Origin of the sequence: Geobacillus vulcani PSS1, assembly GCF_000733845.1 — a bacterium.
Taxonomy (GTDB): domain Bacteria; phylum Bacillota; class Bacilli; order Bacillales; family Anoxybacillaceae; genus Geobacillus; species Geobacillus vulcani.
Genome location: NZ_JPOI01000001.1, coordinates 2,462,810 through 2,488,024, shown reverse-complemented (window position 1 = coordinate 2,488,024; position 25,215 = coordinate 2,462,810). Strand labels below are relative to the sequence as shown.

Genomic DNA, 25,215 nt, shown 5'->3' with positions numbered 1-25,215 from the left:
TATGAACAGATCGTTTGACATCGCGTTGGCGCAGATGACGCCGGCCGACGGCGACATTGACGCCAACTTGGCCAAAATGAAAGCGATCATCAATGAGTGCAAACGACAGTTCCCTAATGTCCGCCTTCTTCTGTTTCCGGAACTTTGCACCACTGGTTATGTACTGTCAGAAGTACTAAAAGAGCTGGCTGAGACACCTGATGGGTCTACGTTCCAGTATATGAGCCGGATGGCCCAACAATTTCAATTGTACATTGCTTACGGATACGTTGAAAAAGACGATATAGAAAATATATACAACTCTCTTATGTTGATTCATCCCAATGGACAATGTATCGGAAATTACCGAAAAATCCACTTGACTCCTTTTGAAAAAGCCTGGTTTTCTTCGGGAGCCAAGCCGGTGCTGGTGGATACCGACCTTGGCCGCATCGGTCTGATGATTTGTTGGGACTTAGCTTTTCCGGAACTAGCAAGGTATTTGGGAGTTCACGGGGCTGAGATTCTTCTTGCCCCGTGTGCCTGGGAATCTCCTTTTCATGTACCGTTTCAAAAATTCGCCATGGCCAGAGCGATCGATAATACGGTTTATGTGGCTGTGTGCAATCAAATCGGCCGCTCTTCTTCTTTTTATTTCTTTGGTTTATCCTCTATTTATGGACCAGATGGGAATAAAATCGCCACGGCCAACATGGCTGGAAGGGAAGAAATGATCCATGCAACCATCGATCCAAACGAACACCAAGCATTAAAGAAAAACTTTTATACAATGATGGACGAACGACGAATAGACCTGTACCGAGAATGGAATTGGGGGAGTGATAAATGATCATCAAAAAACTCATCGACCTTTCCATACCGCTGACACCCCACCTTCCCGTCTACCCCGGGGATCCGAAGCCGCACATCGAACCGGCGGCAACGTTCGCCGCTGACGGCTACCACGTCAGCCGTCTTGTGCTCGGTTCGCATAGCGGCACCCATGTCGATGCGCCGTTCCATTTTTGCGAGCACGGCTGGCGGTTGGATGACGTGCCGCTCACTTATTTTCTCGGCCACGGCGTTGTGATCGATGCCACAGGGAAAGCGGAAGGGGAAGCGGTGACGATGACGGATGCCGCCCCGTATATGCCGAAACTGTCGCCGGGAACGATCGTTTTGTTTCACACCGGTTGGTCGTCATACGTCGGAACGGAGCAGTATTTTCGCCACCCGTACGTCGCGCCGGATGTCATTGAAGCGATGCTCGAACGGGGCGTTCGCACGTTTTTGATCGATGCCCTGAACATCGATCCGCCGGATGGTTCCTCGTTTCGCGCCCATGAACGGATTCTCGGCGCCAACGGGGTGGTCGGAGAAAACTTCACCAACTTCGATCAAATCGATTTTGATGACCCATACATTATCGCTCTGCCCCTTTCCTTGCCCGGCGGCGATGGCTCGCCCGTTCGGGCGGTGGCGGTGCAATGGGGGTGATCAATCGATCGGACATACGAAACGCCCCGTATCTTCTTCGATGCAGGGCGCCCTCCCTCTAGAAGGTTGGTGAAAAACCGGTGTTTTCCTTGATCGATGGGTGAACGGGTGAAAATAGGGGCTGGTGCTACCAAGGTTTTTCTACTTGAGAAACGATTCCGGGAAGCGGTTGCGCGAGTCAATCACCTGCCCCCTATTGATGACTCTCACTGGGTTTCCGCCAACGACCGCGTTGGCGGGAACGTCTTTTGTCACGACAGCGCCTGAGGCGATGACGGCGTTGTCACCGATCGTGACACCTGGGTTGATCACAGTTCGCCCGCCGATCCAACCATTATTGCCAATGACGACCGGTTTTCCGGATTCACGGCCGCTGTTTCGCTCATGTGGGTCAAGCGGATGCGTCGCCGTATAAATGTGCACACCAGGACCGATAAAACAATGATCACCGATCCGCACTTCACAGACGTCTAAAATGACGCCATCAAAGTTCATGAAAAAATGTTCGCCAACATGAATGTTATACCCATAGTCACAGCGGAAGTTCGGCTCGATGTACAGCTGTTTTCCTGTTGAGCCGAACAGTTCCCTTAACAATTGAACCCGCTTTTCATATTCCGTTTCCAATGTTTCATTAATATAAGCGAACGAGCCGTCTCGCCCGCTCTTTCACAAGCAGCGGATCGGCCGAAAAAGCCGTCATGCTCTTTCGGCGGCATCACCCTTGCCGGCGTTTCCCTTCCTGATAGTAGGCGTCCATCACGTCCTTCGGCACCATGCTTCCGCCTGTGGCCCAGCAAATATGGGTGGCTTTGTTCATTTTTTCTTTCAAATGATGTTGCTTGAGATACGTTTGCCCCGCTTGGTCTTGAAACAGCCGCACAGGCCCTGCGACCCCTGCCAACGCGGACGGTTCCAAGCGGATCTCCTCCGTATCGATCATCGCCGCGAGCAGCCGATAAAGGGTGGAATCATCCACTGTATAGACGCCGCTGATGACGTGTTCCAGCATCTTTCCGACCAGTCGCGAAGGGCGGCCGACTGCTAGTCCGTCGGCTTCGGTTCGGTTATCCATGCCAAACTCCTGCACCGAGACGCGATCGTGCTCACCCGTCATCATCCCAAGCAGCATGCAAGGCGAATGGGTTGGCTCGGCGAAAAAGCAATGCACATGATCCCCATACACAAGTTTCAAACCAAACGTCACCCCGCCCGGTCCGCCGCCAACTCCACAAGGAAGGTACACAAACAGCGGGTGATCTTCATCGACGATGATGTTCTTGTCTTCTAACTGTTGCTTTAACCTCAACGCCGCCACCGCGTATCCTAAAAACAAATGAATCGAATTCTCGTCATCGATAAAATACGAGGCGGGGTCTTCAGCCGATTGTCTTCTCGCCTCTTCGACCACTTTGTTGTAATCGGTGAGATGTTCGACCACCGTCACCCCTTTGCTTCGCAGCAAATCTTTCTTCCACTGTTTCGCGTCCGCCGACATATGCACCGTCACATGAAATCCAAGACGCGCGCCGATGATTCCGATGCTCAGGCCTAAATTTCCCGTTGAACCAACGACAAGCGAATAGCGGGAAAAGAACTCCCGAAACTCCTCGTCAGCGAAGACCGCGTAGTCATCCTCTATGGAAATCAAACCGTTTGCGAGCGCGAGGTCTTCGGCATGTTTCAAGACCTCATAAATCCCCCCTCTCGCCTTGATCGATCCGGAGATGGGGAGATGGCTGTCGCATTTGATCCATACTTCCCCTTCAATCGGCTGCCCGCTCATCTCTTCCAAATACCGTTGCATTTTCGGAATCTTTATTAGCGGCGATTCAATGATTCCGCCACTGTCCCGCGTTTCCGGAAACGCCTTGGCGATATAAGGGGCAAAGCGCGCCAACCGCTCTTCGGCTTCCTTGACATCGCGTTCACCGAGCGGAAGATGGCGGGCGGCTTGATCAAATGAACAAATGTTTGGATTCGGCCAAAACACTTCTTCTGTTCTGATCATATTCTCCAACAACGGAAGTTCCCTCATCCATTGTCGAATCGTTTTCCCCGCTACGATTCGGTTCTCCATGTCTTTCCTCCTCATCCATATGTAAAAAGCATCTACTTCCAGTATAATAGAAAACGTGAATCGCTGGTATAGGGGAGGAAAACGATCTTGAACATCGTCCCAACAAAACAATTAGACCGCGCTCTAGTCAACCAGTTTTTTATCGAACATTGGGGAAGTCCACAAATGGTAGTGTCGACTGGTGTTTATGACTGCAGCGAGCTGGATGGATTTGCCGCTGTCGAGAATGGACAGCGGATCATCGGGCTCATTACGTTTGTGATTCGCGGAAACGAATGCGAGATCATCTCGCTAGACAGCATAATGGAAAACCGCGGCGTCGGCAGCGCCCTTTTGCATGAGGCAGAAACATGGGCGAGGCAACAAGGGTGCACCGCGGTTCGACTGATCACGACGAATGACAACTTGCATGCACTTCGTTTCTATCAAAAGCGCGGCTATCAAATCGTGAATGTCTTTCCGAATGCTGTCGACAAAGCACGGCAAATCAAGCCAAGCATTCCGTTGATGAGCGCTGATGGCATTCCGATTCGGGATGAGCTGTTGCTTGTGAAACCACTAGGGTGACACGGTGCAATGATGACGTCTTCTTGAAAAAGAAGCACCAGCCTTCTCCCAAGGCTAGTGCTTCTTCCAATATTTTATACTCCTCACCTATGAAGCTAGTCGCTAGGAGTATTAAAGCTCGGTGGTTATATGATAAATGTAATATACTCCATAGGCGATGCTAATGAGGGAGACGGTTTTCACCATCCATTGGCTTATGGCTTGCCGTTTCACTTTCATCCAAACGAACGGAACGCCAAGAAGTGTGGTGAACAACATCATGCCGATGACCGTCCCTAAGCCAAAAAGCAAAATAAAGGAAAAGGCCATCCAAGTTCCTTTGACCGTCGTCATCGTCAACAACACCATTCCGGCACTTCCGGCCAAACCATGAACAATGCCGATCAATGTCGATTTGATATGAAAATGATGAATATCGCCACGGCGATGATGATCCATGCTCATTGGCGAGCGAAAACTGGCAATTCCTAAAATGACGATCATAACGCCAACGACCATTTCAAGGTAAGAAGCAACCTGTTCAGGAATTTGTCGCTCAAAAGCGATCATCGCCATCCCGACGATGAGCAGCGTCAACGTATGGCCGATTCCCCAAAACATGCCGGCCAGCGACGAAAGGGAAAGTTTTTTTGTTCGGCTGACAATCGTAGAAACCGCAATAACATGATCCGGTTCTGTCGCATGTTTCATTCCTAGCAGCAATCCAAACAAGAGCACAGGCCATATCGTTCCCATTGTCTTCTTCCTTTCTCTTGTCAATATTTCCTCCAGCAAACTGGCGCTTTCTCACCACATTGGTGGCGAATAAACTGGTGGATACGTTGAAATATCGCTTCAATGGCCGATGTTTCATACGCCAATATACGTACAGAAAAGCCTGGAACGGCTGCCGCTGAAAAACCGCAGCAAACCTCTCGCGGCATTTCTTCCATGAATTGGTTGAACTGTTCTAACACTTCCTTTGTGATGAACGGAGAAAGAGCCACCAATGATCCGACATGTGTATAGCCGCCAAGCTGCAGCATGCTCGTTAAGTGCTGCCGCGAATCCAAGTACAGATGATCAAACAGAACGAACGCCTCGTCTTGATACACCTTCAGTTTCGAACGAATCCAATCGTAACGGAACAGTTGGCCGCTCTCTGACCAACCCGGCGTGATGATCTCCCCATACACAAATGTCGAACGGCTTGTTACATGAACGACGGTCTCTTGGATAAAACGGGCTTGTTCGTAGGCAATGAGAGGATCGGGAAAATATTCGAGAACACTTTCATCACCCAAGGAAAATTGCGTATATTGCCAAACAGGCGCATACGGGGTTTTGTATACTTTTGTCGCCGCTTGTGTCGTCACCATCAATCTGGCGTGAGACTCCAACTTCATATTGATCTCGTAGCGGTCGCCATTGACGTATCCTCCTCCAACGTGAACAAGATATAATGTCGGATGAGCAGAATCGAGATAAACAGGGCGCATCAGTTTCAGCGCTCCTTCATTATAAGTGTCAAAAATGACAGTGCGGCCGTCTTTCACGACCGCTGTGCATTGCAAACGCCCCGTCCAGCTCATTCGTCCAACCCTGCCAACAGCACCTGTTTTTCGATCCAATCCACAACGTCAAAAAGCCCGATCTCTTCTTTTAAATTTGTAAAAATGACCGGCTTCGCCCCTCGCGCCGCTTTGGCATCCCGTTCCATCACTTCCAGACTGGCACCGACGAAAGGGGCAAGATCAATTTTATTAATCACGAGCAAATCCGACTTAATCATCCCCTGTCCGCCTTTGCGCGGTATTTTTTCCCCTTGGGCGACGTCGATGACGTAAATGGAGAAATCAACAAGCTCCGGACTGAAGGTCGCCGCCAAGTTATCGCCGCCGCTCTCGATAAAAATGAGCTCGACATCCGGATGGCGCCGCTTCAGTTCATCAATGGCCGCAAAATTCATTGATGCATCTTCGCGAATGGCGGTATGTGGGCACCCGCCCGTTTCGACGCCGATAATCCGATCTTCCGGCAGAACGCTGTGTTTGATTAAAAATTGGGCATCTTCTTTTGTATAAATATCATTCGTAATGACCGCGATGCTAAAGCGGTGGTGCATCACCCGCGTCAGTTTCTCGACAAGCATCGTTTTGCCGGCGCCAACGGGGCCGCCGATGCCGATTCGTACCGGTTCGATCATGATATTCCCCCTTCTTCGTTTTTCATTCCAACCCAAATAGGCGCTTTTTTGTTTGTCCAGTATTATGACATAAACAACCGGACCGGAAGGCGTTCATGTTGCATTTGCGCGATTTCTAAGCCAATGGCTGCCGCCCCGAGCTCCTCTTCGCCGAGCATCTCGATGATGTTCGTGGCATGAATCAAATATGGCTGCACCATGACGAGCAGCTGTTGCCCGTCCGTTTGGCCGAGGGGAATGCCGCGGACCGCGTTTTGCACCATCGTTTGTACGGAAGCAAACAAATACGTCAGCACCGTCGTTTGTTTGGTTGCCCCGATTTTGCGACCGACTGCCGCAAACACGATAGCCGGATGAATGGACTGCTTCGTTTGTACGATCTCATCGAGTTCATCGACCGAATAAATGTGGCGGCAAAGTTTCCATAAACGCTCTCCGATCATTCTCGTTCCTTCCCGCGTTTCCTTCGCCAGGCAGAGAGCAAACAGCGTTTCGTTCAACCGTTGCAGTCCTTCGATGCTGTTGGCTTTCAACTGCTCATAGGCGATCCGGCACGCTAATCCATCCGTATACGTCAGCTGGGTTTGAATGTAAACGATAAGTGATTCACGAAATGTTTTGGCATCACAAATTTGCTCATTGTACATGTATGTTTCAAACCCAAAGGAATGGGAAAATGCTCCAGATGGAAAATTCGAATCCGAGAGCTGCAACAGCCACAATAGCTGTTGGTCAGTCATGGCGGTGGCCGATATGACGAAACGCTTGTTTTACTTTCCGTTTTTCCCGCTTGTACGGGATGTGCAGCTGTTTGAGCAGCTCTTCGACTAAATAGTCGTATTGGACAAGCATTTCCCCTTCCTCGAATTGGGCGGGCAAATGGCGGTTGCCGAGTTGATGAGCGATCTCCCCCATTTGTTTCAACGAAACCGGCTTTATAACAAGCAAATCCTCAGGAAGAACGGAAACAACGATCGCGTTATAGTCATCCATCCACAATACATCTCCATCCGCCAATTCTTTCGCTTCCTTTAGGCGAATGCCAAGTTCCCGCCCATGATCGGTCACGACCCGCTGGATTCGCTTCACTAAATCGTCGCTCGCCATGTACACCCGTTCAATATGCGGGGGAAGAGAAGAGAGGGTTTGAATATTGCCGACAATCGTTTCAATAATCATCTGCCATCACCTCAAAAAAGAAAATATCGTTGCGCCATGGCCACCACTTCGGCCGGCTCGCACGTAATGAGCCGCCCGTCGACCTTCACTTCATACGTCTGCGGATCAACATCGATGTGGGGCATGGCGTTGTTGAACACCATATCGTTTTTCGATAAACGACGAATATTCCCGACCGGTTTCACCGTTTTTTGCAGCCCCAGCTTATCAGGAATGCCGCGTTCAAGCGCCGCTTTGGATAAAAAGGTGATGGACGTTTTCGCGATGGCGGCGCCATAGCTGGCGAACATCGGGCGGTACAGAGCGGGCTGCGGCGTCGGAATGCTGGCGTTCGGGTCGCCCATCACGCTGTAGGCGATCATCCCGCCTTTGATGACGAGCTCAGGCTTGACCCCGAAAAAAGCGGGATGCCAAACGACCAAATCCGCGAATTTTCCGACTTCCACCGAGCCGACATATTCGGCAATCCCATGAGTAATGGCTGGATTGATCGTGTATTTCGCGACATACCGTTTGACGCGGACATTATCGCCCCGCCCCGTTTCCTCCGGCAAGCGGCCAAACTGTTTTTTCATTTTGTCCGCCGTTTGCCATGTACGCAAAATGACTTCCCCAACGCGCCCCATCGCTTGCGAATCGGAACTGATCATGCTGAACGCGCCGATGTCGTGTAAAATATCTTCAGCAGCGATCGTTTCTTTGCGAATGCGCGAATCGGCAAACGCAATGTCTTCTGGAACAGATGGATCTAAATGATGACACACCATTAGCATATCCAAATGCTCATCAAGCGTGTTTTTTGTATACGGCCGCGTCGGATTCGTGGAAGAAGGCAAAATGTTCGGGAAGCTGGCAACTTTCATAATATCGGGCGCATGCCCCCCTCCGGCTCCTTCCGTATGGTATGTATGAATCACGCGCCCGTTAATGGCCTCTAGCGTATGCTCGACAAACCCGCCTTCATTCAATGTATCCGTATGAATGGCGACTTGCACATCGTACTCATCGGCCACCCGCAAGCATGCGTCAATCGCCGCCGCCGTCGTTCCCCAGTCTTCATGAAGTTTGAGCCCAATCGCTCCAGCGCAGACCTGTTCAGTGATCGGTTCTTTCGCCGATGCGTTGCCTTTTCCTAAAAAACCGATATTCATTGGGAACGCTTCGGCAGCTTCAAGCATCCGGTAAATGTTCCACTCTCCCGGCGTGCACGTCGTGGCATTCGTTCCAGTCGCCGGTCCGGTCCCGCCGCCGATCATCGTCGTAATGCCGGATGACAAAGCAGTTTCGATTTGCTGCGGGCAAATGAAATGGATATGGGCGTCGACCCCGCCGGCGGTCACGATTTTTCCTTCCGCCGCGATCACTTCCGTTGAGGCGCCGATGACAATATTGACGCCGTCCATTAACAGCGGATTCCCAGCTTTGCCGATAGCGGCGATCTTCCCGTCTTTGATCCCGATATCGGCTTTGTAAATGCCAGTGTAATCAACGACGACAGCATTCGTCAGCACTAAATCGACCGCTTCGTCGCGGGTTGCGAGCGGATGTTGCCCCATCCCGTCGCGAATCACCTTCCCACCGCCGAATTTCACTTCATCGCCGTAAACCGTATAGTCATGCTCAATTTCAACCCATAAGTCCGTATCCGCTAGCCGGATGCAGTCCCCAGTCGTCGGCCCAAACATATCCGCGTATTGCCGTCTTGACATAGAAAAACTCATTCTCTTACTCTCCCTTCTTGCTGCCATCAAGCGGACCGTTGATCATATTGTTTAATCCGTACACCCGGCGTTCGCCGGAGAACGGAACAAGCTCTACTTGCTTCGCATCTCCGGGCTCAAAACGAACCGCTGTCCCGGCTGGAATGTTCAAATGCTTTCCATACGCCGCCTGCCGGTCAAATTCAAGAAATGCGTTGACTTCAAAAAAGTGAAAATGGGAACCAACCTGCACCGGGCGGTCGCCGCGGTTGATGACCGTCAGTTTCGTGACTGGTTTCTGCCGATTGCAAACAATCGGTTCGTCACGCAATCGATATTCTCCTGGGATCATAGGACCACTCCTTTATCCACTTTCATTGAATCGACCGGCGTCGTTACGACCTGATCGGCTGATGGACGGTGACGAGTTTCGTACCGTCGGGAAACGTCGCTTCCACTTGAATCTCTTCAATCATGTCAGCGACTCCTTCCATCACATCGTCCCGCGTCAAAATCGTTGCGCCGTATTGCATCAGCTCCGCCACCGTCCGTCCGTCGCGGGCGCCTTCCAACAGCTCATACGTAATGAGCGCCACCGCTTCCGGATAATTCAGTTTCAATCCTCGTTCTTTCCGGCGGCGCGCCAAATCGGCGGCCACGACGATCAACAGCTTTTCCTGTTCGCGCGGAGTCAGTTTCACTCATCTCTCCCCCTCTTAAATGCCCCCACCTATTCTCGCAGGTTCAAGAAATCTCTCATCGCTAACCCGCGGCCTGTGGCTTAAACAGCAAGAAACGATTGAATATAAGTCAAATCCGCCTCATCGACATCCCCCTTCGCCACGACAGTGCCGCAATCCAAAATATAGAAATGATCGGCACAAGAAAACGCCAGCTCCACGTTATGTTCGACCAACACGATGCCGACCTGCTTTTCTTCGGCGATTTTCATAATCACATCATGAATCAACTCAACGATCGACGGCTGAATGCCTTCCATCGGTTCATCAAGCAAGAGCAGTTTCGGCTCGCCGGCTAACGCGCGGGCGATGGCCAGCTGTTGTTGCTGTCCACCGCTTAAATCCCCTCCCTTTCGCTGGCGCATCTCTTTTAAGACTGGAAATAATGCATATATTTCCTCAAGGATCGGCTGAGGACGGACGTTCTCGGCCTGCGCTTCCAACCCGAGAAGGAGATTTTCTTCCACTGTCAGCGCAGAGAAAATTTCCCTCCCTTGCGGCACATAACCGATCCCTGCCCGCGCCCGCCGCTCCGGCGGCCATCGCGTGATATCTTCTCCTTCCCATTCGATCACGCCTGACATCGGGCGAATCAACCCGATGATCGTTTTCATCAACGTCGTTTTGCCGACCCCGTTTCTGCCTAACACCGCTGTCACCCGGCTGAGAGGAATGTCCATGCGAACTTGATCGAGCACAACACTTTCATCATAGCCAGCGGTTACATTCCGGAGACATAACATGCGTTTTTCCTCCTTCCAAGATACACATCGATGACTTGTTCGTTTTGCTGCACCTCATCAATCGAGCCTTCGCACAATACTTTTCCTTCATGCATCACCGTCACTTGTTTCGAATAGCGGCGGACAAAGTCCATATCATGCTCCACAATGATCACCGCACAATGTTCAGCAATTTCATGAAGCCATTCCCCCGTGCGCTCCCGTTCCGCTGCGCTCATGCCAGCAATCGGCTCATCCAATAGGAGAAGTTGCGGACGCTGAATCAGTTGCATGCCGATTTCCAACCACTGTTTTTGTCCATGAGACAGAGTGCCGGCTAAGCGATGACGTTCATCAAGCAATCCCATTCTCTCTAGTTGGGCTGCCATGATCTCTTCCTCTTCTTCGGTCCGCTTCGCCCGCAAAACAGAACGCAGGCGCCGATCTTGACGAATGGCCAACTCCATATTTTCCCATACTGTCAAAAACGGAAAAATGGAAGGGCTTTGAAACTTCCGGGCAATCCCCATTTGCACGATCTCGTATTCCGGCTGTTTCGTGATGTCATGGGAGAAAAACATCACTCGACCGTCCGTCGCTCTCGTCCGTCCGCAAATGACATCGAGAAGTGTTGTTTTCCCCGCTCCGTTCGGGCCGATCAAAAACCGCACTTCATGAGGGTAAACGGCGAGATCAACACCTTGCAAAGCGCGAAATCCATCAAAGTCAACAATCACATCACGACACATCAACACGGGCTTCACGTTCATGCCCCCTTTTTGCTTTGATGCGAACAGCAACGAGCGATTCATAAATGCCCGCCAATCCTTTCGGCACGAATAACACAACAACGACAAACAGCGCGCCTAACAAAAGCAACCATAGGTCGGGATAATTTTCGCTTAAAAAACTTTTCGCCGTGTTCATGACAATCGCGCCAACGATCGCGCCCATGAGCGAGTGGCGTCCGCCGACAGCAACCCATAACACCATTTCAATTGAAGGAATAATCCCCATCATCTCTGGGGAAATGAGCCCGACTTGCAGGACAAACAACGCTCCGGCCACCCCGGCAAAAGCTGCCGACAAACTATACACAAACACTTTATAGACGGTCGGATTGAATCCTAAAAAACGGACCCGGTTTTCCGCGTCGCGAATCGCGATGAGCACCTTCCCCAACCGTCCGGACGTCAAGCGGCGCGCCGCGACGAAAATGAGAGCGAGACAGACTGTTGTCAGCCAATACAAAACGATTTGCGTGAGCGGCGATGATAGCGAAAAACCAAATACAGTTGAAAAATTGGTCAAGCCGTTCGTTCCACCTGTCCATTCTTGCTTGCCGATAAACAATGTCACCAATACGACGACCACCGCCTGGGAGAGAAGAGAAAAATAGACGCCTTTAATCCGATTTTTAAATGTGAAATAGCTTAATAGCGCAGCTAGCAACGTAGGAAGAGCGATCGCGGCGGCAATGGCCGCCATAGGATACGCAAACGGCTTCCAAAACCAGGGCAGTTCGCGTACGCCGCTCCATTCCATAAAATCAGGCAAATGCCCTCGCGAAGCTTCGAGCTTCAAATACATCGCCATGCAATAAGCGCCTAATCCGAAGTACACCCCATGGCCAAGGCTCAAAATGCCGGTATAACCCCAAATGAGGGAGATGCCGACCGCCACGATGGCCAAGCAAAGAAATTTGCCGAGCAGGGACAAGCGAAACTCGGTCAAATAAAACGGCGCAAGAAACAAGGCGGCAAAAAACAGCCAGTATCCCCAACGTTTATTCACCATGCTCCCCCCTCAATCAAGCGACCGCGTTCTCACGTTAAGAAGACCGGATGGTTTCCATTGCAAGAACGCAATAATCAAAACGAACACAATGACTTTGGCCATAGTGGCGCTTGTGGAATACTCGACGAACGTCGAAATCAAGCCAATGCCAAATGCCCCCAGCAGCGTCCCGGCCAGTTTTCCTACTCCCCCTAAAATGACGACCATAAACGCATCGACAATATAGTAAGTGCCGATCGTTGGCCCGATCGGCCCAAGCAAGGTCAACGCGCATCCCGCCACTCCCGCCAACCCTGAACCGATGGCAAACGAGTAAGCATCGACCTTTTGCGTGGCAATGCCGAGGCAGGCCGCCATCGACCGGTTCATGGTAACAGCTTGAATGCGTCGGCCAGCTCGTGTTTTCATTAGATACAGATAGAGAAAGAAAATGATCGCCAACACAAGACAAAGAATAAACAACCGTTTATACGGAAACACCGCCCCGAACAAGCGGATTCCGCCATCCAGCCAGCTTGGCGGCACAACGGCCACGTTGGGCGCCCCAAAGATGAGGCGGGCCGTCTGCTGCAAAATCAAACTGATCCCCCATGTCGCTAACAAACTGTCCAACGGACGGCGATACAAATGACGGATTAAACTTTTTTCCAACCCCCACCCAAGCAGAGCGGCGATCAAAAATGACAACGGAATGGCAACTACAAAATACAGTCCTGCCGAGTGCGGCATATCGTTGGCAAACCATTGTTGGATCACATAAGTTGTATACGCTCCGACCATCATCAATTCACCGTGTGCCATATTGATGACACCCATCAGCCCGAACGTAATCGCCAACCCTATGGCAATCAAAAGCAAAATTGAACCGAGGCTCAGCCCGTTGAATAATTGGTCAATGAACATCGCTATCCCCCTCTCGTATCGGTTGGGCGGGAAGGAAAGAAGGAAACTCCTTCCTTCCAAGTGAACTATTCACTTAATCCCTTCGCCCATGGGTAGCTCTTTAAATACGGATCTGGCTTCACCGGCTGGCCGGAATTCCATAACTCTTTGAATTGTCCGTCCGCTTGGATTTCGCCAATGCGCACCGTTTTCCATAGATGTTGCGTTTCCCCGTCAATTTTCACCATTCCTTCCGGCGCCTTGTATTCAAGGCCGGCCGCAGCTTTTTTCACTTGATCCACATCAAAGGAACCGGCTTTTTTCACCGCTTCGGCCCATAAATGAACTGCTGTATACGCCGCTTCAATCGGATCATCAGTCACGCGGTCTTGTCCGTACTTTTGTTTATACTTTTGTACAAACGCCTTATTCTCCGGTGTATCGGTCGTCTGGAAATAGTTCCACACAGCCAAATGACCGGCCAACACATCCGGCCCGATCCCGCGGATTTCTTCTTCTGCGATGCTGACGGACATCACCGTCACGTCTTTCGGCGTGATGCCAGCGTCTTTCAACTGTTTGAAAAAGGCGACATTGCTATCGCCGTTGAGCGTATTGAAGACAACAGCCGGTTTCACTTGTTTGATTTTGCTGATAATGGTGCTATAATCGGTATGGCTGAGCGGCGTATATTCTTCACCGATCACTTGCCCGCCTTCGGCCTTCAGTTGAGCCTTGATGATTTTGTTCGCGGTCCGTGGAAAGACGTAATCCGACCCAAGCAAGAAAAACGTTTTGCCACGGTTTTTCAAGAGCCAACTAACCGCCGGAACGATTTGTTGATTCGTCGTCGCCCCGGTGTAAAAGATGTTCGGTGATGACTCCATCCCTTCATATTGCACCGGATACCAAAGCAGCCCGTTGTTTTGCTCCACAACCGGAAGCATCGCTTTGCGGCTCGCCGATGTCCAACCGCCAAAAATGGTGGCCACTCGATCTTTTTGCAGCAGTTTTTTCGCCTTTTCGGCAAACGTCGGCCAGTCCGACGCCCCATCTTCCACAACCGGTTCAATTTTCTTGCCGAGCAGCCCTCCGGATGCATTGATTTCCTCGATCGCCATTAATTCGGCATCGCGCAGCGACACTTCACTGATGGCCATCGTTCCGCTCAGCGAATGGAGAATCCCTACTTTGACCGTATCGCCTTCTTTACTAGCCGAAGACGAATCCTTTTTGTTTTCGTTTTTTGCTTGATCCACAGCTGATGACGCCGCACATCCACCAAGGGCAAAAACGCTGATGCATAAAAGCAACCATAACTTCCGCATGAATTTTGGTTTCATTCGGACATCCTTCCCCCTTATTCATTTCTAAAAACCAATGATTCCTTATATTTCGTTAATCTAGGAAAGCGGCCTCCCTCCCTTGTTCCTCAAGGTGACGAGCGATATCCATTTTGTGTAAACCATCTTGAGGATGTATTCTTGATTAGCAGTGTAAGGCCTAGATATCATTGATTCAACAGTATTGTCATATTTTATAACATATTTTTGTTATATTTATTATCACAAAAGAGCATACCCCTTGTTTCTAAAGTCATTCGTGCCTAAAAAACAAAAAACACCCCAAAAAGGCACACATGCACCTTTTTGGGGCATCTCTCATTTCGAAAGCGCCAAATCCGCTCCGATAACTCCGACAATTTGACCGTTATGATTCGCAATGGGAGCAGAAACCGTGGCACAAACACGTTTCGTCAATGCCGATACATACAGATCAGAAACGTACACTGTTCCTTTACTGGCTTCCTGAAACCACGGCCGGACTTTGGCGTTGACCAATCCGGCTGGTGGATTCGAATAGACAAACGTGCCATCAAGACGATTCGACCAAACAGCCTCAAATTCTCCGTTCTGGGCTAAAAATTGGTCCAGCACCCGACAGTGGATGGTCTCATCCATTTGTTCCAACGGAGCCGACTGAAGCAAAGCCGATAGTTTATGAATCGCGTTTTTTACGACTGCATCATCCACAAAAATCGTTTCTCTCATCCAATCACGTCCAACTGTTTGCTGCAGATCCCCCGCCGTCTTTTGCAACGCTTCGTTAATGCGCAAAATCTGCCTGACGTTCTCATGCTGTTCGTTCATATCCGCCGCCACACGCTCGACAAACTGTTGATTTTCCCGGCTCAATTGCACAATTTCTTCAAGCAGGCTGACAATTTCTTTCACGCTGTCCGACTGCCCGGATGCTGACTCGGCAGAAGAAGAGACGAGGTCCATCATATTATTCAGCTGCTGCTGCAACGAATGAAGGAACGTCATAATCGCTTCCATTTCTTTTTCTTCGACATCGATCTGCTTTGTTTCTTCGCGAACGATATCGGTCGTCGCTGCGATTTCCCCTTGAATGAGCGACAAAATGTCCTGTGTTTGTTGAACTGCCTCCGATGTTTGATTCGCCAGCATGCCAATTTCACGCGCGACGACTGCAAACCCAAGCCCGTGTTCTCTGGCACGAGCCGCTTCTATGTTGGCGTTTAACGACAAAATTCTCGTTTTCTGTGAAATCTCACCGATCACCGATATAATTTGATTGATGCGTTGAGAATGATAAACAAGCTGATCCATTTGTCTCAACAATGTTTCATGGCGGGAGCGCAATGTTCGGATTTCCTTTTGCAACGTTTCTAATGAATTCCATGAATGCATCCATTGTTCAGAAAACTGCCGGCTGCTTGCATGAATGTCGTTCGAAGATGCGGCAATTTCCTTAGCCGCTTCCTCGATGGCCCGCATTTTTTTCGCTACTTTCTCTGTATACTCGACTGTTTTTTCGCTATGGCTCATCAGCTCTGCCGCGCTGTTCTGGCTTGAATCGGAAATGTGACTTAGCGAAAGCGCCGCCAGTTTCATCTGTTCCATCACTGCCTTGAGCTGATCAACGGCCACCACAATTTGCCGAGCGATTTGTTTTCGTTCTTCATGCTTTTCCTCCTGCCATGGCCAAGCGGATTCACGCCTTGTTTTTCTCTCCGCACGCCTCGCAAAAATCAACTTTCGTCACTCCTTATGTAATATTTTATTACATTATTATAACATAAAATAAATGAAAGGAACATGTCAAAACAAGCGACACCGACGAAAAATAAGGCTGTCGTAAGGTAGAAGACTGAAAAAATGACGTTTTCTTCACCAGCGCCTGTTTGTAGATGGAAAGAAAAATGGTCACCATGCAGGTTTTCAATTTGGCAAAGCTCTTCTCTTGAAGCACGATGAAAAACATATTTCACGTCCAACTCGGTGACATTAGGAGAGCAAGGAATACCGGCATGACAAGTTTTCTTCAATAGATAAATGGGTTTTTCCTTTAATCACCGGTCTCCTAGATACACGCCTGAAGTATGCCCAAATGCCTCTCGTCCCTTTGGTATCAAGGGGCGAGAGGCATTTGGTTTGCCTAGTCACTGTCGAACTCGGGAAAAAGAAGCGAATCGCATCGTTTGAACGAGAAGCGCTCATGTTACGAAAGCTAAACCATCCGCAAATTCCAAAGCTATATGATATGTTCGACGTGCGCGGCATTCCGCATCTTGTCATGGAATATATACTGAAGGGGATACGATCGAAACGCTTATTTTCGAGAAAAAAACAAACATTCGGTGAGAAAGAAGCGTTTTTCTTGCTGGCGGATGTGTTGGCGATTGTGCAACACATTCACGCCCATGAAATCGTTCACCGCGATTTGCGCATTCCGAATCTCGTTTTTCGCGACGGTGTTGTATATGTCATTGATTTCGGACTTGCGCGTTTTTTCATGAACAAGATGGACCGTTTTTGACACTCGAACAGCAACTTCGGCGTCAAGTTGATGTAAAAAGCGACATATATGCCCTCGGTCATTTTTTACTGTTTTTATTGTATTCTTCTTATGAGCCAACAGAGGACAAAGAGAAAAGCTGGGAAGACGAACTTTCCTTGTCAAAAGAGACGCGTTGCGCGTTGCGCCGCATGTTGCAACTTGATGCGCCGTATGCATCTGTTGCGCAATTGGCGCGCGATGTTGCTGATGTGATTGGATAGGCGTTGCATGGCGCCTATTTTTTATTTTCGATTTCCCGTTTCGCGCGGATGAATGCGATGAGTTGAATGATTTCGTCTTCCGTCACTGCTTCACCGTCTACTGTCAGTCGAACCGTCGGGCGAGTGAGCTCAATCGACGGTTGCTCCTCGTCTGTTGCCCCGAGTAAGTAGTCTGTCGTTGTGCCAAACAACACCGCCAGCTCCTTGACAGCTTCGAGCGACGGCTGGCGATAACCGGACTCATAGCCGGCATATGTGCTTTTTGCGATATTCAGTTGATCGGCAATATATTGCAACGACCATTGCTTTCTCTTTCTTAATTCCGATAATCGTTTCGAAATCATCATTTTTCTCCCCCTTTTTGCTGTTCGCGAAATGAATAAAAACACTTGTTATTTTCCCTTTTTCTAAATATAATTGAAATGAATGTACGCGAATCGCGAACGAATGTATTTATAGTTTACACTACATGACACAACCAATACAAGAGATGATCCAAAACTGCCATATTTGAGGTGACGATAATGAAAAACATTTTGCTGCTTGCGACAGGTGGTACGATTGCTTCCGTGCCGAGCGAAGAAGGGCTTACGCCAAAGCTGACGGCACAGGAGCTGACGAGCTACATTACGATTGAAAATCAGCCGTATCATTTAGATAGCCAAATTTTAATGAACATCGACAGCACAAACATGCAGCCGGAGCATTGGCGTGACATTGCGGAGGCGATTTATACGCAATACAATCGCTATGACGGCTTTGTCGTGACGCACGGAACGGATACGATGGCGTATACGGCAGCTGCGTTGTCATATATGCTTCAAAACGTGAATAAGCCGATTGTATTGACCGGCTCTCAAGTGCCGATCGGCTTTCGGAAAACGGATGCGAAAAAAAATATACGCGATGCGCTTCGTTTTGCGTGCGAGAATGTGAGTGGGGTGTTCGTCGTTTTCGATGGGCGCGTCATTTTAGGAACGCGGGCAGTAAAAATGCGGACGAAAAGCTATGATGCGTTCGAAAGCATTAACCATCCGTACGTCGCTTACATTCATCACGATCGCATCGATTATCAATACGAACTGCCAAAGCCGAGCGGCAAGTTGCAATTTGATCCGTCGCTTTGCCCGGACGTGTTTTTACTGAAGCTTCATCCGGGCACGAAGCCAGAAATATTTGATTACATTCGCCATTTATATCGCGGCGTCATTATCGAAAGTTTCGGAAGCGGCGGTGTGCCGTTTCAAGGGCGCAATTTGTTGCCGAAGATGAAGGAACTGATCGATGATGGCATGGCCGTTGTCATTACGACGCAATGTTTAGAAGAAGGAGAAGATTTAACTTTATATGAAGTTGGACGAAAAGTGGCGCAAAATACCGTCATTTTATCAGGCGATATGAACACGGAAGCGATCGTGCCGAAGCTCATGTGGGCGTTAGGGAAAACGACGAATGTGCTTGACGTAAAAAAGATAATGGAAACACCGATTGCCAATGACATGACAGAAAAAGAAGGGGAAAGTTGGGGTGCATAAATGATGCAAACGAAAGCAGTACGAATCGAACGCGATTTGCTTGGTGAAAAAGAAATTCCGTACGATGCTTATTATGGCATTCAAACGATGCGTGCGGCCGAAAATTTTCCGATTACAGGGTATCGTCTTCACCGCGAGCTCATTCAAGCGATGGCGACCGTAAAAAAAGCGGCAGCGCTCGCGAATATGGAAACAGGTCAGCTTCCGCGGCGCATCGGTGAAGCGATCGTGAAAGCAGCCGAGGAAGTGATCGACGGGCAATGGCACGATCAATTTATCGTCGACCCGATTCAAGGTGGCGCAGGAACGTCCATCAACATGAACACAAACGAAGTGATCGCGAATCGCGCACTTGAATGGCTGGGGGAGCGAAAAGGGAGTTACCATGTCATTAGCCCAAACACGCACGTCAATATGTCGCAATCGACAAACGATGTGTTTCCGACTGCCATTCATATTGCGGTGCTGAAGATGATCGGTCAACTGCTTCAAACGATGGAACATATGCATGATGTGTTCGCCGATCAGGCGAAACGGTTTGACCATGTGATTAAAATGGGACGAACGCATTTACAAGATGCTGTTCCAATTCGGCTCGGGCAAGAGTTTGAAGCGTACCGCTGCGTCGTCGCTCGCGATATGAAGCGCATCGCTCAGTCGCGCCAACATTTGTATGAAGTTAATATCGGGGCGACGGCAGTCGGAACGGGCTTAAATGCTGATCCAGCCTATATTGAACGCGTCATTTTTCATCTCGTTCAGTTGACGCGCTTACCGCTTGTGCGTGCAGAACATCTCGTCGATGCGACGCAAAATACAGATGCTTATACGGAAGTATCAGCCGCGTTAAAAGTATGTATGATCAACATGTCAAAAATCGCGAACGATCTTCGTCTTATGGCGTCTGGCCCGCGCGCAGGGTTAGGGGAAATTACGTTGCCTCCTCGCCAGCCGGGGTCGTCCATTATGCCGGGGAAAGTGAATCCGGTCATGGCAGAAGTCGTCAATCAAGTGGCATTTCAAGTCATTGGAAACGATCATACGATTTGTTTAGCGTCAGAAGCTGGTCAGTTAGAACTAAACGTCATGGAGCCTGTGCTCGTCTTTAATTTGCTTCAGTCGCTTCATATGATGGACAACGTATTCCGCGTGTTTACAGACTACTGTTTAGCCGGCATTGAAGCGAATGAAGAACGGCTAAAACAACATGTCGAAAACAGCATCGGCGTCATTACGGCAGTCAATCCGTACATCGGTTATGAAGCGGCGTCGCGCGTAGCGAAAGAAGCGCTACAAACAGGAAAATCGGTGCGTGAATTATGTATCGAGTACGATTTGTTGAACGAAAAGCAATTAAATGATATTTTAGACCCGTATGCGATGACAAGTCCGGGCATCGCAGGTAAACATTGAAGAAAATGTGGATATGATCCTTATCGTGATTCCACTCTATCAAAGTAATGTTATATTTTTTCCCGATTTCTATAAACATATCTTTTGCAAAATCAGATACTTCATCGGTGAATACTTCTCTGCGATACTTTACAACCAATACAAGATGATAATACAATAAGAATACTGAATGATTATTACTATCCAATTTCATTGATATATCAATCCTTTTATATATCTAAGACTGATTATACCAAAATCTTTGGCTAACGCCAAACGACATTCATCTCCCACTTATCGTTGGGCTACGCCCTGCACACGCTTGAAGTGGGAGACTTCTTTCGGAATTATGTTAAAAAGGGGGTGTCCCAAAACGACTGGGACACCCTCTCTCATCGCTATATATAAGCACCAGCCGCTTCCCTGCCACACGATATGTTGTGTCTTTCTTGAGGAGAGATCGCCTTTTGGGTCAGCCCCTTCCACTCTGTTGTTATAGAACCACATTCAACAGCAAGACGAACATAAACGCCACCACCGAAATAATCGTTTCCATCACTGTCCATGTCATGAGCGTTTCCTTGACCGTCATGCCGAAATATTCTTTGATCATCCAGAACCCGGAGTCATTGACATGTGACAAGATCAACGACCCAGCACCGGTCGCCAAAACGAGGAGCTCCGCGTTCGTTCCCGGAATGCTCGCAGCAATCGGCGCAACGATGCCGGCCGCGGTCATCATCGACACGGTCGCTGACCCGGTCGCCACGCGGATGAGAGCGGCGATGCCCCAGCCTAACAGGAGCGGGGATAAGTGCGAGTGTTTCGCCACCTCCGCGATTTGATTGCCGATGCCGGAATCGAGCAGCACTTTGTTGAACGCGCCGCCCGCTCCGATGACAAGCAAGATGTTTGCGACCGGACCGAGGCAGTCGTTGGCGAATTTCAGAACAACGTCACGGGTAAAGCCGCGGGCATAGCCTAGGCTAAAGAATGAATAAACCGTGGCGATCAACAGCGCGACGATCGGATCACCGATAAAGCGCAACACTTTCGCTGCTTCAGACTTTTGATCAAGCGTCACGTTGGCCACAGAAGCAATCAACATCAAAATAACGGGAAGCAAAATGGTAAACAGCGTATTTCCAAAACCCGGAAGTTCACGCGCTTCTTTCTGCTGCACGAGCTGCTCGGCGATGTCGGCCGGCACGGATTTGTGTATGCGCGAGCCGATCCATTTGCCAAACAGCGGTCCAGCAATGATTGCCGTCGGCAGACCGACGATGATGGAATAAAGAATCGTCTTTCCGACATCTGCTTTAAAGATGCCGACAGCCGCCATCGCCGCCGGGTGCGGCGGGACGAGGCCGTGCACCACCGACAAACCGGCGACAAGCGGAATGCCGATCGTCACAAGCGAGATGCCCGTCTCCATTGCGATCGTAAAGACGAGCGGAATGAGCAGCACAAATCCGACTTGGAAAAAGACCGGAATCCCGACTAAAAAGGCGACGACCATCATCGCCCAATGGACGCGTTTTTGGCCAAACCGATTGATTAGCGTTTTCGCAATGCGCTCCGCACCGCCCGACTCAGCCATCATTTTGCCGAGCATCGTCCCAAGCGCCAAGACGATCGCTAAAAAGCCGAGCGTATTGCCAAGCCCTGCTTTAATCGAGTCGATGATCCCTGGTGTTTCCGGCGACGGAGCGATGAGCGGCATCCCCATCGCCAGCCCGACACCGACGGAAACGGAAATGAGTGCAACAAACGGATGCATTTTCGCCGCGGTAATCAATAACAATAAAACAATAATGGCGGCAATGACAATGGCAATTCCCATGACTTGTTCCCCCTTGTATTCGTCTATTTGAGAAAGCGGTGAAAAACAGCGGTTTCTCCCAATCCATAAGCGTCCATTATGCAAAGAAGAACCGATGTTGCAAGGTTTTTTCGATTTGAGAAACGATCCGTCGGAAAAGCGGTATACGCTATGTCATCACCATTTATTGATTGACTCTTCGACCATCGTTTCTTCTTGAGTGATGTGCTCACGTGGCAGGTGCGCAACCATCAAGGCTGAGGTTTCATCCTGCCGACGCTCTTCACCCCCTCTCCTTTTCTCAACGTCTCGAATCAATCGATTTCGCTCAGTGAGCAAGCGTTTTCAACAAGAAGTAAGCGAGGCCGCACGTTCTCCTAAATCGATTTAGGAGCAGCCGATGCTTCCTAAACCGATTTAGGTGACAGCGCCTGTTACCCTCCTTGCCGCTGAAACGCCGCGATGATGTCAAACTCCTCTTTTAACCGCTCATATAAGCGGCTGTACAAATCAAACAGCTCAGCGTAAATAAGCGTATGTTCTTCCTTCGGTTCATGACGGGCGGTCGTGTCCATCCACGTTTTCACCATTTCCAAAGAAGGCAGTTCCCCTAACGCGTGCAGCGCCACTGCCGCCGCTCCCAGCGCCGACGCCTCATGCGTCTGCGGCACAATGAGCGGTTTGCCGAGCATATCGGAAAGCATTTGCCGCCAAAACGGCGATTTCGCAAAGCCTCCGGAGACGCGGATTTCGGTCATTGGCCCGGTGACATCGCGGATCGCGAGCGCTACCGATACGATGCTGAAGCAGACGCCTTCCATCACCGCCCGAATCAAATGTTCGCGCCGATGGTGAAGGCCAAGGCCAAAAAACGTCCCGCGCGCGTTCGCGTTCCAATACGGCGCCCGCTCGCCTGATAAAAACGGCAAAAACACCAATCCTTCCGCTCCGGGCGGGACGCGTTCGGCATATTTCGTCAACAAATCGTACGGATCGATGCCGAGCTTTTTCGCCACTTCCCGCTCTTGGGCGCCAAACTCGTCGCGCAGCCAGCGAAGCAAAATGCCGCCGTTGTTCGTCGGTCCACCAACGACCCAATAGCCAGGCGTTAAGGCATAACAAAACGTCCGCCCTTTTTCATCGGTCGTCGGGGCAGCGGCGATCGTCCGCACTGCTCCGCTCGTCCCGATCGTAATGGCCGCCTCGCCCGGAAGCACCGCGCCGACACCGATGTTGGCGAGCACGCCGTCACTTGCGCCGATGATGACCGGCACATCAGCGGATACCCCCATTTTATCCGCCCATTCTTTCTTCATCCCTTGCAAGATGTATGTCGCTGGGGCTAAACGCGGCAGCCGCTCGCGGCTTATGCCAAGAAACGAAAGCACGTCCTCGTCCCAATCGAGCGTATCCAGGCGGAACAACCCGGTCGCTGAAGCCAACGAATGGTCAGCGATATAATCGCCATATAGGCGGTAAAGCACATAATCTTTCACAGAGACAAACCAACGGGCTTGCCGAAACACATCCGGCTGCTTCTCTTTCAACCAAAGCAGTTTCGGCAACGGAGACATCGGATGGATCGGCGTTCCCGTCCGCCGATAAATGTCAAGACCGTTGTTCTCTTTCAGCAGCCGCTCCGCTTGGGCGACGCTTCGGTTATCGGCCCAAATGAGTAAGCGAGTGAGCGGCCGCCCGGATTCGTCAAGCGCCATGATCGAGTGCATCGCCGCACTCAACCCGATCGCTTTCACCTGCTGGGGACGAATCCGATGGCGGATCGTCACCGCCCCGACGGCTTGAATGACCGCCGCAAACAGCTCTTCCGGATCTTGTTCGGCAAAGCCTGGATGCGGCTGGATGATCGGATAATCAACGGCATAGGAAGCCAACACCCGACCGCGTTCTCCGAAAACGACCGCTTTCGTGCTTGTCGTCCCGATGTCCACCCCAATGACGACTTGCTCATCAATAGTCATCGTTTCTCCTCCTTTCCTTCATCTATTCTCCCGTCTAACCGATGTCCGTTCCTTCAGTATCGGAGAGAAACGAAACACTTGCGGTTTGCCCGACCGTTTCCGGTCGATTTGTAAAAATACCTGCTCGGCCGTCTTTTTCCCCATCGCAAACGTCGGCTGGGCGATCGTCGTCAGCGCTGGCGTGTAAATATCGGCAAAGGGCACATCGTCGATGTTGATGATCGCCAGCTCATCCGGCATGCGCACACCCGCCTCCTTGACAAACCGTAAAACGCCCATCAATGTCAAGTCGTTAATCGCAAACAAGGCGTTGGGCCGGTGGGACTCAGCAAACCGTTTTTTCAGTTCCTCAGGCAGCACGGCCGGATCAGCGGCGATGACATTCCTATCGTCAATGTCAAACCCTCTTTTCGCCATCGCCGCCCGAAACCCTGCCAACCGTTCCATCCGCGGCACGTTGTAAGGAACGAGCGGCGGGGTGACAATGGCGATGCGGTCATAACCGCCCGATGCTAAATAATCAACCGCCATCTCCGCCGCGCCAAAGTTGTCCAACAGCACGCTGTCCGCCTCGACTCCCGGCACCATCCGGTCAACAAAGACGAGCGGAAACCGCTCGGCGGCAAGGCGTTGGTAAACGTCTTCATTTTTCCCCGTGGGAAAGACGATCAACCCGTCGACCTGTTTCGCCAGCAGCATCTCGATGTATGTTTTCTCTTTTTCCGGATCATCGCCGGAGTTGCAGACAATGACTTGAAAGCCGCGTTTTTGGCACTCTTCTTCAATCGCGTGCAGCACTTGCGTCGTCAACATATGAAGCATATTAAAAACGATCACGCCAATGGTCGCCGTCGTTTTTTGTTTCAAACTGCGAGCGATCACGTTCGGCTGATAGCCAAGTTCCTCAATCGCCTCGGCGATGCGCTTTCTCGTTTCCTCGCTCATATACTCGTAGCGTTTGTTCAAATATTGCGAAACCGTACTTTTGGAAACGTTGGCCAATTTCGCGACATCGGCCATCGTGACTTTTTTCAACAGGGATCCCTCTCTTGCCCTAAATCGATTTAGCTCTCA

General features: G+C 50.3%; 26 protein-coding genes and 2 pseudogenes. 7 read left to right on the top strand and 21 right to left on the bottom strand.

Going from position 1 to position 25,215, the window contains the following annotated elements:
- The first annotated feature begins 1 nt into the window (after position 1).
- Both N685_RS0113430 and N685_RS0113425 read left to right on the top strand, forming a co-directional pair.
- Positions 2-829 carry a carbon-nitrogen hydrolase family protein gene (locus N685_RS0113430; RefSeq protein WP_031409144.1) on the top strand — a complete coding sequence of 276 codons (828 nt, stop codon included), beginning with the start codon at positions 2-4 and terminating at the stop codon, positions 827-829.
- A complete protein-coding gene (locus N685_RS0113425) occupies positions 826-1,476 on the top strand; it encodes a cyclase family protein (RefSeq protein WP_031409143.1) in 651 nt (216 codons plus the stop codon). The genes N685_RS0113430 and N685_RS0113425 overlap by 4 nt, the downstream gene beginning before the upstream one ends.
- A 141-nt stretch (positions 1,477-1,617) precedes the next feature.
- Here N685_RS0113425 and N685_RS18450 read toward each other — a convergent pair.
- Both N685_RS18450 and N685_RS0113415 read right to left on the bottom strand, forming a co-directional pair.
- Positions 1,618-2,179: pseudogene (locus tag N685_RS18450) on the bottom strand (sugar O-acetyltransferase).
- A gap of 15 nt (positions 2,180-2,194) precedes the next feature.
- On the bottom strand, positions 2,195-3,556 hold the full coding sequence (locus tag N685_RS0113415) for a D-serine ammonia-lyase (protein ID WP_031409141.1): 1,362 nt from the start codon (positions 3,554-3,556) through the stop codon (positions 2,195-2,197).
- Positions 3,557-3,643: 87 nt separating this feature from the next.
- Between N685_RS0113415 and N685_RS0113410 the strand changes: the two genes are divergently transcribed.
- Positions 3,644-4,123: a GNAT family N-acetyltransferase gene (locus N685_RS0113410; RefSeq protein WP_031409139.1), complete on the top strand. Its 480-nt coding sequence runs from the start codon at positions 3,644-3,646 to the stop codon at positions 4,121-4,123.
- 111 nt (positions 4,124-4,234) lie between these two features.
- Here N685_RS0113410 and N685_RS0113405 read toward each other — a convergent pair whose 3' ends face one another.
- From N685_RS0113405 to N685_RS0113340, 14 genes are all read right to left on the bottom strand, one after another.
- The gene (locus tag N685_RS0113405; RefSeq protein ID WP_031409137.1) at positions 4,235-4,858 is read right to left on the bottom strand and encodes an urease accessory protein UreH; all 624 of its coding nucleotides are present in this window, start codon (positions 4,856-4,858) and stop codon (positions 4,235-4,237) included.
- Between the two features lie 20 nt (positions 4,859-4,878).
- Positions 4,879-5,694, bottom strand: a complete 816-nt coding sequence (locus N685_RS0113400; protein ID WP_031409135.1) for an urease accessory protein UreD — start codon at positions 5,692-5,694, stop codon at positions 4,879-4,881.
- Entirely contained in the window at positions 5,691-6,305 is a 615-nt protein-coding gene (gene ureG, locus N685_RS0113395; protein ID WP_031409133.1) for an urease accessory protein UreG, read from the bottom strand. Before ureG ends, N685_RS0113400 begins: the two co-directional genes overlap by 4 nt.
- A 65-nt stretch (positions 6,306-6,370) precedes the next feature.
- Entirely contained in the window at positions 6,371-7,048 is a 678-nt protein-coding gene (locus tag N685_RS0113390) for an urease accessory protein UreF (RefSeq protein ID WP_031409131.1), read from the bottom strand.
- Complete coding sequence (gene ureE / locus N685_RS0113385) at positions 7,041-7,487, bottom strand: urease accessory protein UreE (RefSeq protein ID WP_031409130.1); 447 nt, start codon at positions 7,485-7,487, stop codon at positions 7,041-7,043. The genes N685_RS0113390 and ureE overlap by 8 nt, the downstream gene beginning before the upstream one ends.
- Before the next feature lie 11 nt (positions 7,488-7,498).
- The gene (gene ureC, locus N685_RS0113380; RefSeq protein WP_031409128.1) at positions 7,499-9,208 is read right to left on the bottom strand and encodes an urease subunit alpha; all 1,710 of its coding nucleotides are present in this window, start codon (positions 9,206-9,208) and stop codon (positions 7,499-7,501) included.
- 4 nt (positions 9,209-9,212) lie between these two features.
- The gene (locus N685_RS0113375; RefSeq protein WP_031409126.1) at positions 9,213-9,539 is read right to left on the bottom strand and encodes an urease subunit beta; all 327 of its coding nucleotides are present in this window, start codon (positions 9,537-9,539) and stop codon (positions 9,213-9,215) included.
- A gap of 43 nt (positions 9,540-9,582) precedes the next feature.
- Positions 9,583-9,888: an urease subunit gamma gene (locus N685_RS0113370; protein WP_031409124.1), complete on the bottom strand. Its 306-nt coding sequence runs from the start codon at positions 9,886-9,888 to the stop codon at positions 9,583-9,585.
- Between the two features lie 80 nt (positions 9,889-9,968).
- Complete coding sequence (gene urtE / locus N685_RS0113365; protein ID WP_031409122.1) at positions 9,969-10,670, bottom strand: urea ABC transporter ATP-binding subunit UrtE; 702 nt, start codon at positions 10,668-10,670, stop codon at positions 9,969-9,971.
- Positions 10,649-11,413 (bottom strand): urea ABC transporter ATP-binding protein UrtD, encoded by a 765-nt coding sequence (gene urtD / locus N685_RS0113360; protein WP_031409120.1) that lies wholly within the window; start codon positions 11,411-11,413, stop codon positions 10,649-10,651. Before urtD ends, urtE begins: the two co-directional genes overlap by 22 nt.
- Positions 11,388-12,446, bottom strand: a complete 1,059-nt coding sequence (gene urtC, locus N685_RS0113355) for an urea ABC transporter permease subunit UrtC (RefSeq protein ID WP_031409118.1) — start codon at positions 12,444-12,446, stop codon at positions 11,388-11,390. Before urtC ends, urtD begins: the two co-directional genes overlap by 26 nt.
- Positions 12,447-12,455: 9 nt before the next feature.
- Positions 12,456-13,349 carry an urea ABC transporter permease subunit UrtB gene (gene urtB, locus N685_RS0113350; RefSeq protein WP_216366352.1) on the bottom strand — a complete coding sequence of 298 codons (894 nt, stop codon included), beginning with the start codon at positions 13,347-13,349 and terminating at the stop codon, positions 12,456-12,458.
- A gap of 65 nt (positions 13,350-13,414) precedes the next feature.
- Positions 13,415-14,671 (bottom strand): urea ABC transporter substrate-binding protein, encoded by a 1,257-nt coding sequence (gene urtA / locus N685_RS0113345; RefSeq protein ID WP_031409115.1) that lies wholly within the window; start codon positions 14,669-14,671, stop codon positions 13,415-13,417.
- 318 nt (positions 14,672-14,989) lie between these two features.
- Entirely contained in the window at positions 14,990-16,387 is a 1,398-nt protein-coding gene (locus N685_RS0113340) for a methyl-accepting chemotaxis protein (RefSeq protein WP_031409113.1), read from the bottom strand.
- A gap of 463 nt (positions 16,388-16,850) precedes the next feature.
- Between N685_RS0113340 and N685_RS20095 the strand changes: the two genes are divergently transcribed.
- Both N685_RS20095 and N685_RS20090 read left to right on the top strand, forming a co-directional pair.
- Complete coding sequence (locus N685_RS20095; RefSeq protein ID WP_237746904.1) at positions 16,851-17,171, top strand: protein kinase domain-containing protein; 321 nt, start codon at positions 16,851-16,853, stop codon at positions 17,169-17,171.
- Positions 17,168-17,413 carry a protein kinase family protein gene (locus N685_RS20090; protein ID WP_237746903.1) on the top strand — a complete coding sequence of 82 codons (246 nt, stop codon included), beginning with the start codon at positions 17,168-17,170 and terminating at the stop codon, positions 17,411-17,413. The genes N685_RS20095 and N685_RS20090 overlap by 4 nt, the downstream gene beginning before the upstream one ends.
- 14 nt (positions 17,414-17,427) lie before the next feature.
- Here N685_RS20090 and N685_RS0113330 read toward each other — a convergent pair whose 3' ends face one another.
- Positions 17,428-17,757, bottom strand: a complete 330-nt coding sequence (locus N685_RS0113330) for a helix-turn-helix domain-containing protein (protein WP_031409111.1) — start codon at positions 17,755-17,757, stop codon at positions 17,428-17,430.
- A 180-nt stretch (positions 17,758-17,937) separates the two neighbouring features.
- Between N685_RS0113330 and N685_RS0113325 the strand changes: the two genes are divergently transcribed.
- Positions 17,938-18,948 (top strand): asparaginase, encoded by a 1,011-nt coding sequence (locus tag N685_RS0113325; protein WP_031409109.1) that lies wholly within the window; start codon positions 17,938-17,940, stop codon positions 18,946-18,948.
- Positions 18,949-20,361 carry an aspartate ammonia-lyase gene (aspA, locus tag N685_RS0113320; RefSeq protein ID WP_031409107.1) on the top strand — a complete coding sequence of 471 codons (1,413 nt, stop codon included), beginning with the start codon at positions 18,949-18,951 and terminating at the stop codon, positions 20,359-20,361. It abuts the gene before it with no gap.
- Here aspA and tnpA read toward each other — a convergent pair.
- The 4 genes and pseudogenes from tnpA to N685_RS0113300 all read right to left on the bottom strand — a co-directional run.
- Positions 20,351-20,554 (bottom strand): annotated as a pseudogene (tnpA, locus tag N685_RS19130) (IS200/IS605 family transposase); the annotation flags it as partial. The gene aspA and the pseudogene tnpA overlap by 11 nt on opposite strands.
- A gap of 279 nt (positions 20,555-20,833) precedes the next feature.
- Positions 20,834-22,183 (bottom strand): GntP family permease, encoded by a 1,350-nt coding sequence (locus tag N685_RS0113310; RefSeq protein WP_031409105.1) that lies wholly within the window; start codon positions 22,181-22,183, stop codon positions 20,834-20,836.
- Positions 22,184-22,596: 413 nt separating this feature from the next.
- Positions 22,597-24,141, bottom strand: coding sequence for a gluconokinase (locus tag N685_RS0113305; RefSeq protein WP_031409103.1), 1,545 nt, complete (start codon positions 24,139-24,141; stop codon positions 22,597-22,599).
- 18 nt (positions 24,142-24,159) lie between these two features.
- Positions 24,160-25,176, bottom strand: coding sequence for a LacI family DNA-binding transcriptional regulator (locus N685_RS0113300; RefSeq protein WP_031409101.1), 1,017 nt, complete (start codon positions 25,174-25,176; stop codon positions 24,160-24,162).
- Positions 25,177-25,215 lie beyond the last annotated feature (39 nt).

Coding starts and splice junctions, on each gene's coding strand:
- N685_RS0113430 (WP_031409144.1), top strand. CDS start 2: ATGAACAGATCGTTTGACATCGCGTTGGCGCAGATGACGCCGGCCGAC.
- N685_RS0113425 (WP_031409143.1), top strand. CDS start 826: ATGATCATCAAAAAACTCATCGACCTTTCCATACCGCTGACACCCCAC.
- N685_RS0113415 (WP_031409141.1), bottom strand. CDS start 3,556: ATGGAGAACCGAATCGTAGCGGGGAAAACGATTCGACAATGGATGAGG.
- N685_RS0113405 (WP_031409137.1), bottom strand. CDS start 4,858: ATGGGAACGATATGGCCTGTGCTCTTGTTTGGATTGCTGCTAGGAATG.
- N685_RS0113400 (WP_031409135.1), bottom strand. CDS start 5,694: ATGAGCTGGACGGGGCGTTTGCAATGCACAGCGGTCGTGAAAGACGGC.
- N685_RS0113390 (WP_031409131.1), bottom strand. CDS start 7,048: ATGACTGACCAACAGCTATTGTGGCTGTTGCAGCTCTCGGATTCGAAT.
- ureE (WP_031409130.1), bottom strand. CDS start 7,487: ATGATTATTGAAACGATTGTCGGCAATATTCAAACCCTCTCTTCTCTT.
- ureC (WP_031409128.1), bottom strand. CDS start 9,208: ATGAGTTTTTCTATGTCAAGACGGCAATACGCGGATATGTTTGGGCCG.
- N685_RS0113375 (WP_031409126.1), bottom strand. CDS start 9,539: ATGATCCCAGGAGAATATCGATTGCGTGACGAACCGATTGTTTGCAAT.
- urtE (WP_031409122.1), bottom strand. CDS start 10,670: ATGTTATGTCTCCGGAATGTAACCGCTGGCTATGATGAAAGTGTTGTG.
- urtC (WP_031409118.1), bottom strand. CDS start 12,446: ATGGTGAATAAACGTTGGGGATACTGGCTGTTTTTTGCCGCCTTGTTT.
- urtB (WP_216366352.1), bottom strand. CDS start 13,349: ATGTTCATTGACCAATTATTCAACGGGCTGAGCCTCGGTTCAATTTTG.
- urtA (WP_031409115.1), bottom strand. CDS start 14,671: ATGAAACCAAAATTCATGCGGAAGTTATGGTTGCTTTTATGCATCAGC.
- N685_RS20095 (WP_237746904.1), top strand. CDS start 16,851: ATGTTACGAAAGCTAAACCATCCGCAAATTCCAAAGCTATATGATATG.
- N685_RS0113330 (WP_031409111.1), bottom strand. CDS start 17,757: ATGATTTCGAAACGATTATCGGAATTAAGAAAGAGAAAGCAATGGTCG.
- N685_RS0113325 (WP_031409109.1), top strand. CDS start 17,938: ATGAAAAACATTTTGCTGCTTGCGACAGGTGGTACGATTGCTTCCGTG.
- aspA (WP_031409107.1), top strand. CDS start 18,949: ATGATGCAAACGAAAGCAGTACGAATCGAACGCGATTTGCTTGGTGAA.
- N685_RS0113310 (WP_031409105.1), bottom strand. CDS start 22,183: ATGGGAATTGCCATTGTCATTGCCGCCATTATTGTTTTATTGTTATTG.
- N685_RS0113305 (WP_031409103.1), bottom strand. CDS start 24,141: ATGACTATTGATGAGCAAGTCGTCATTGGGGTGGACATCGGGACGACA.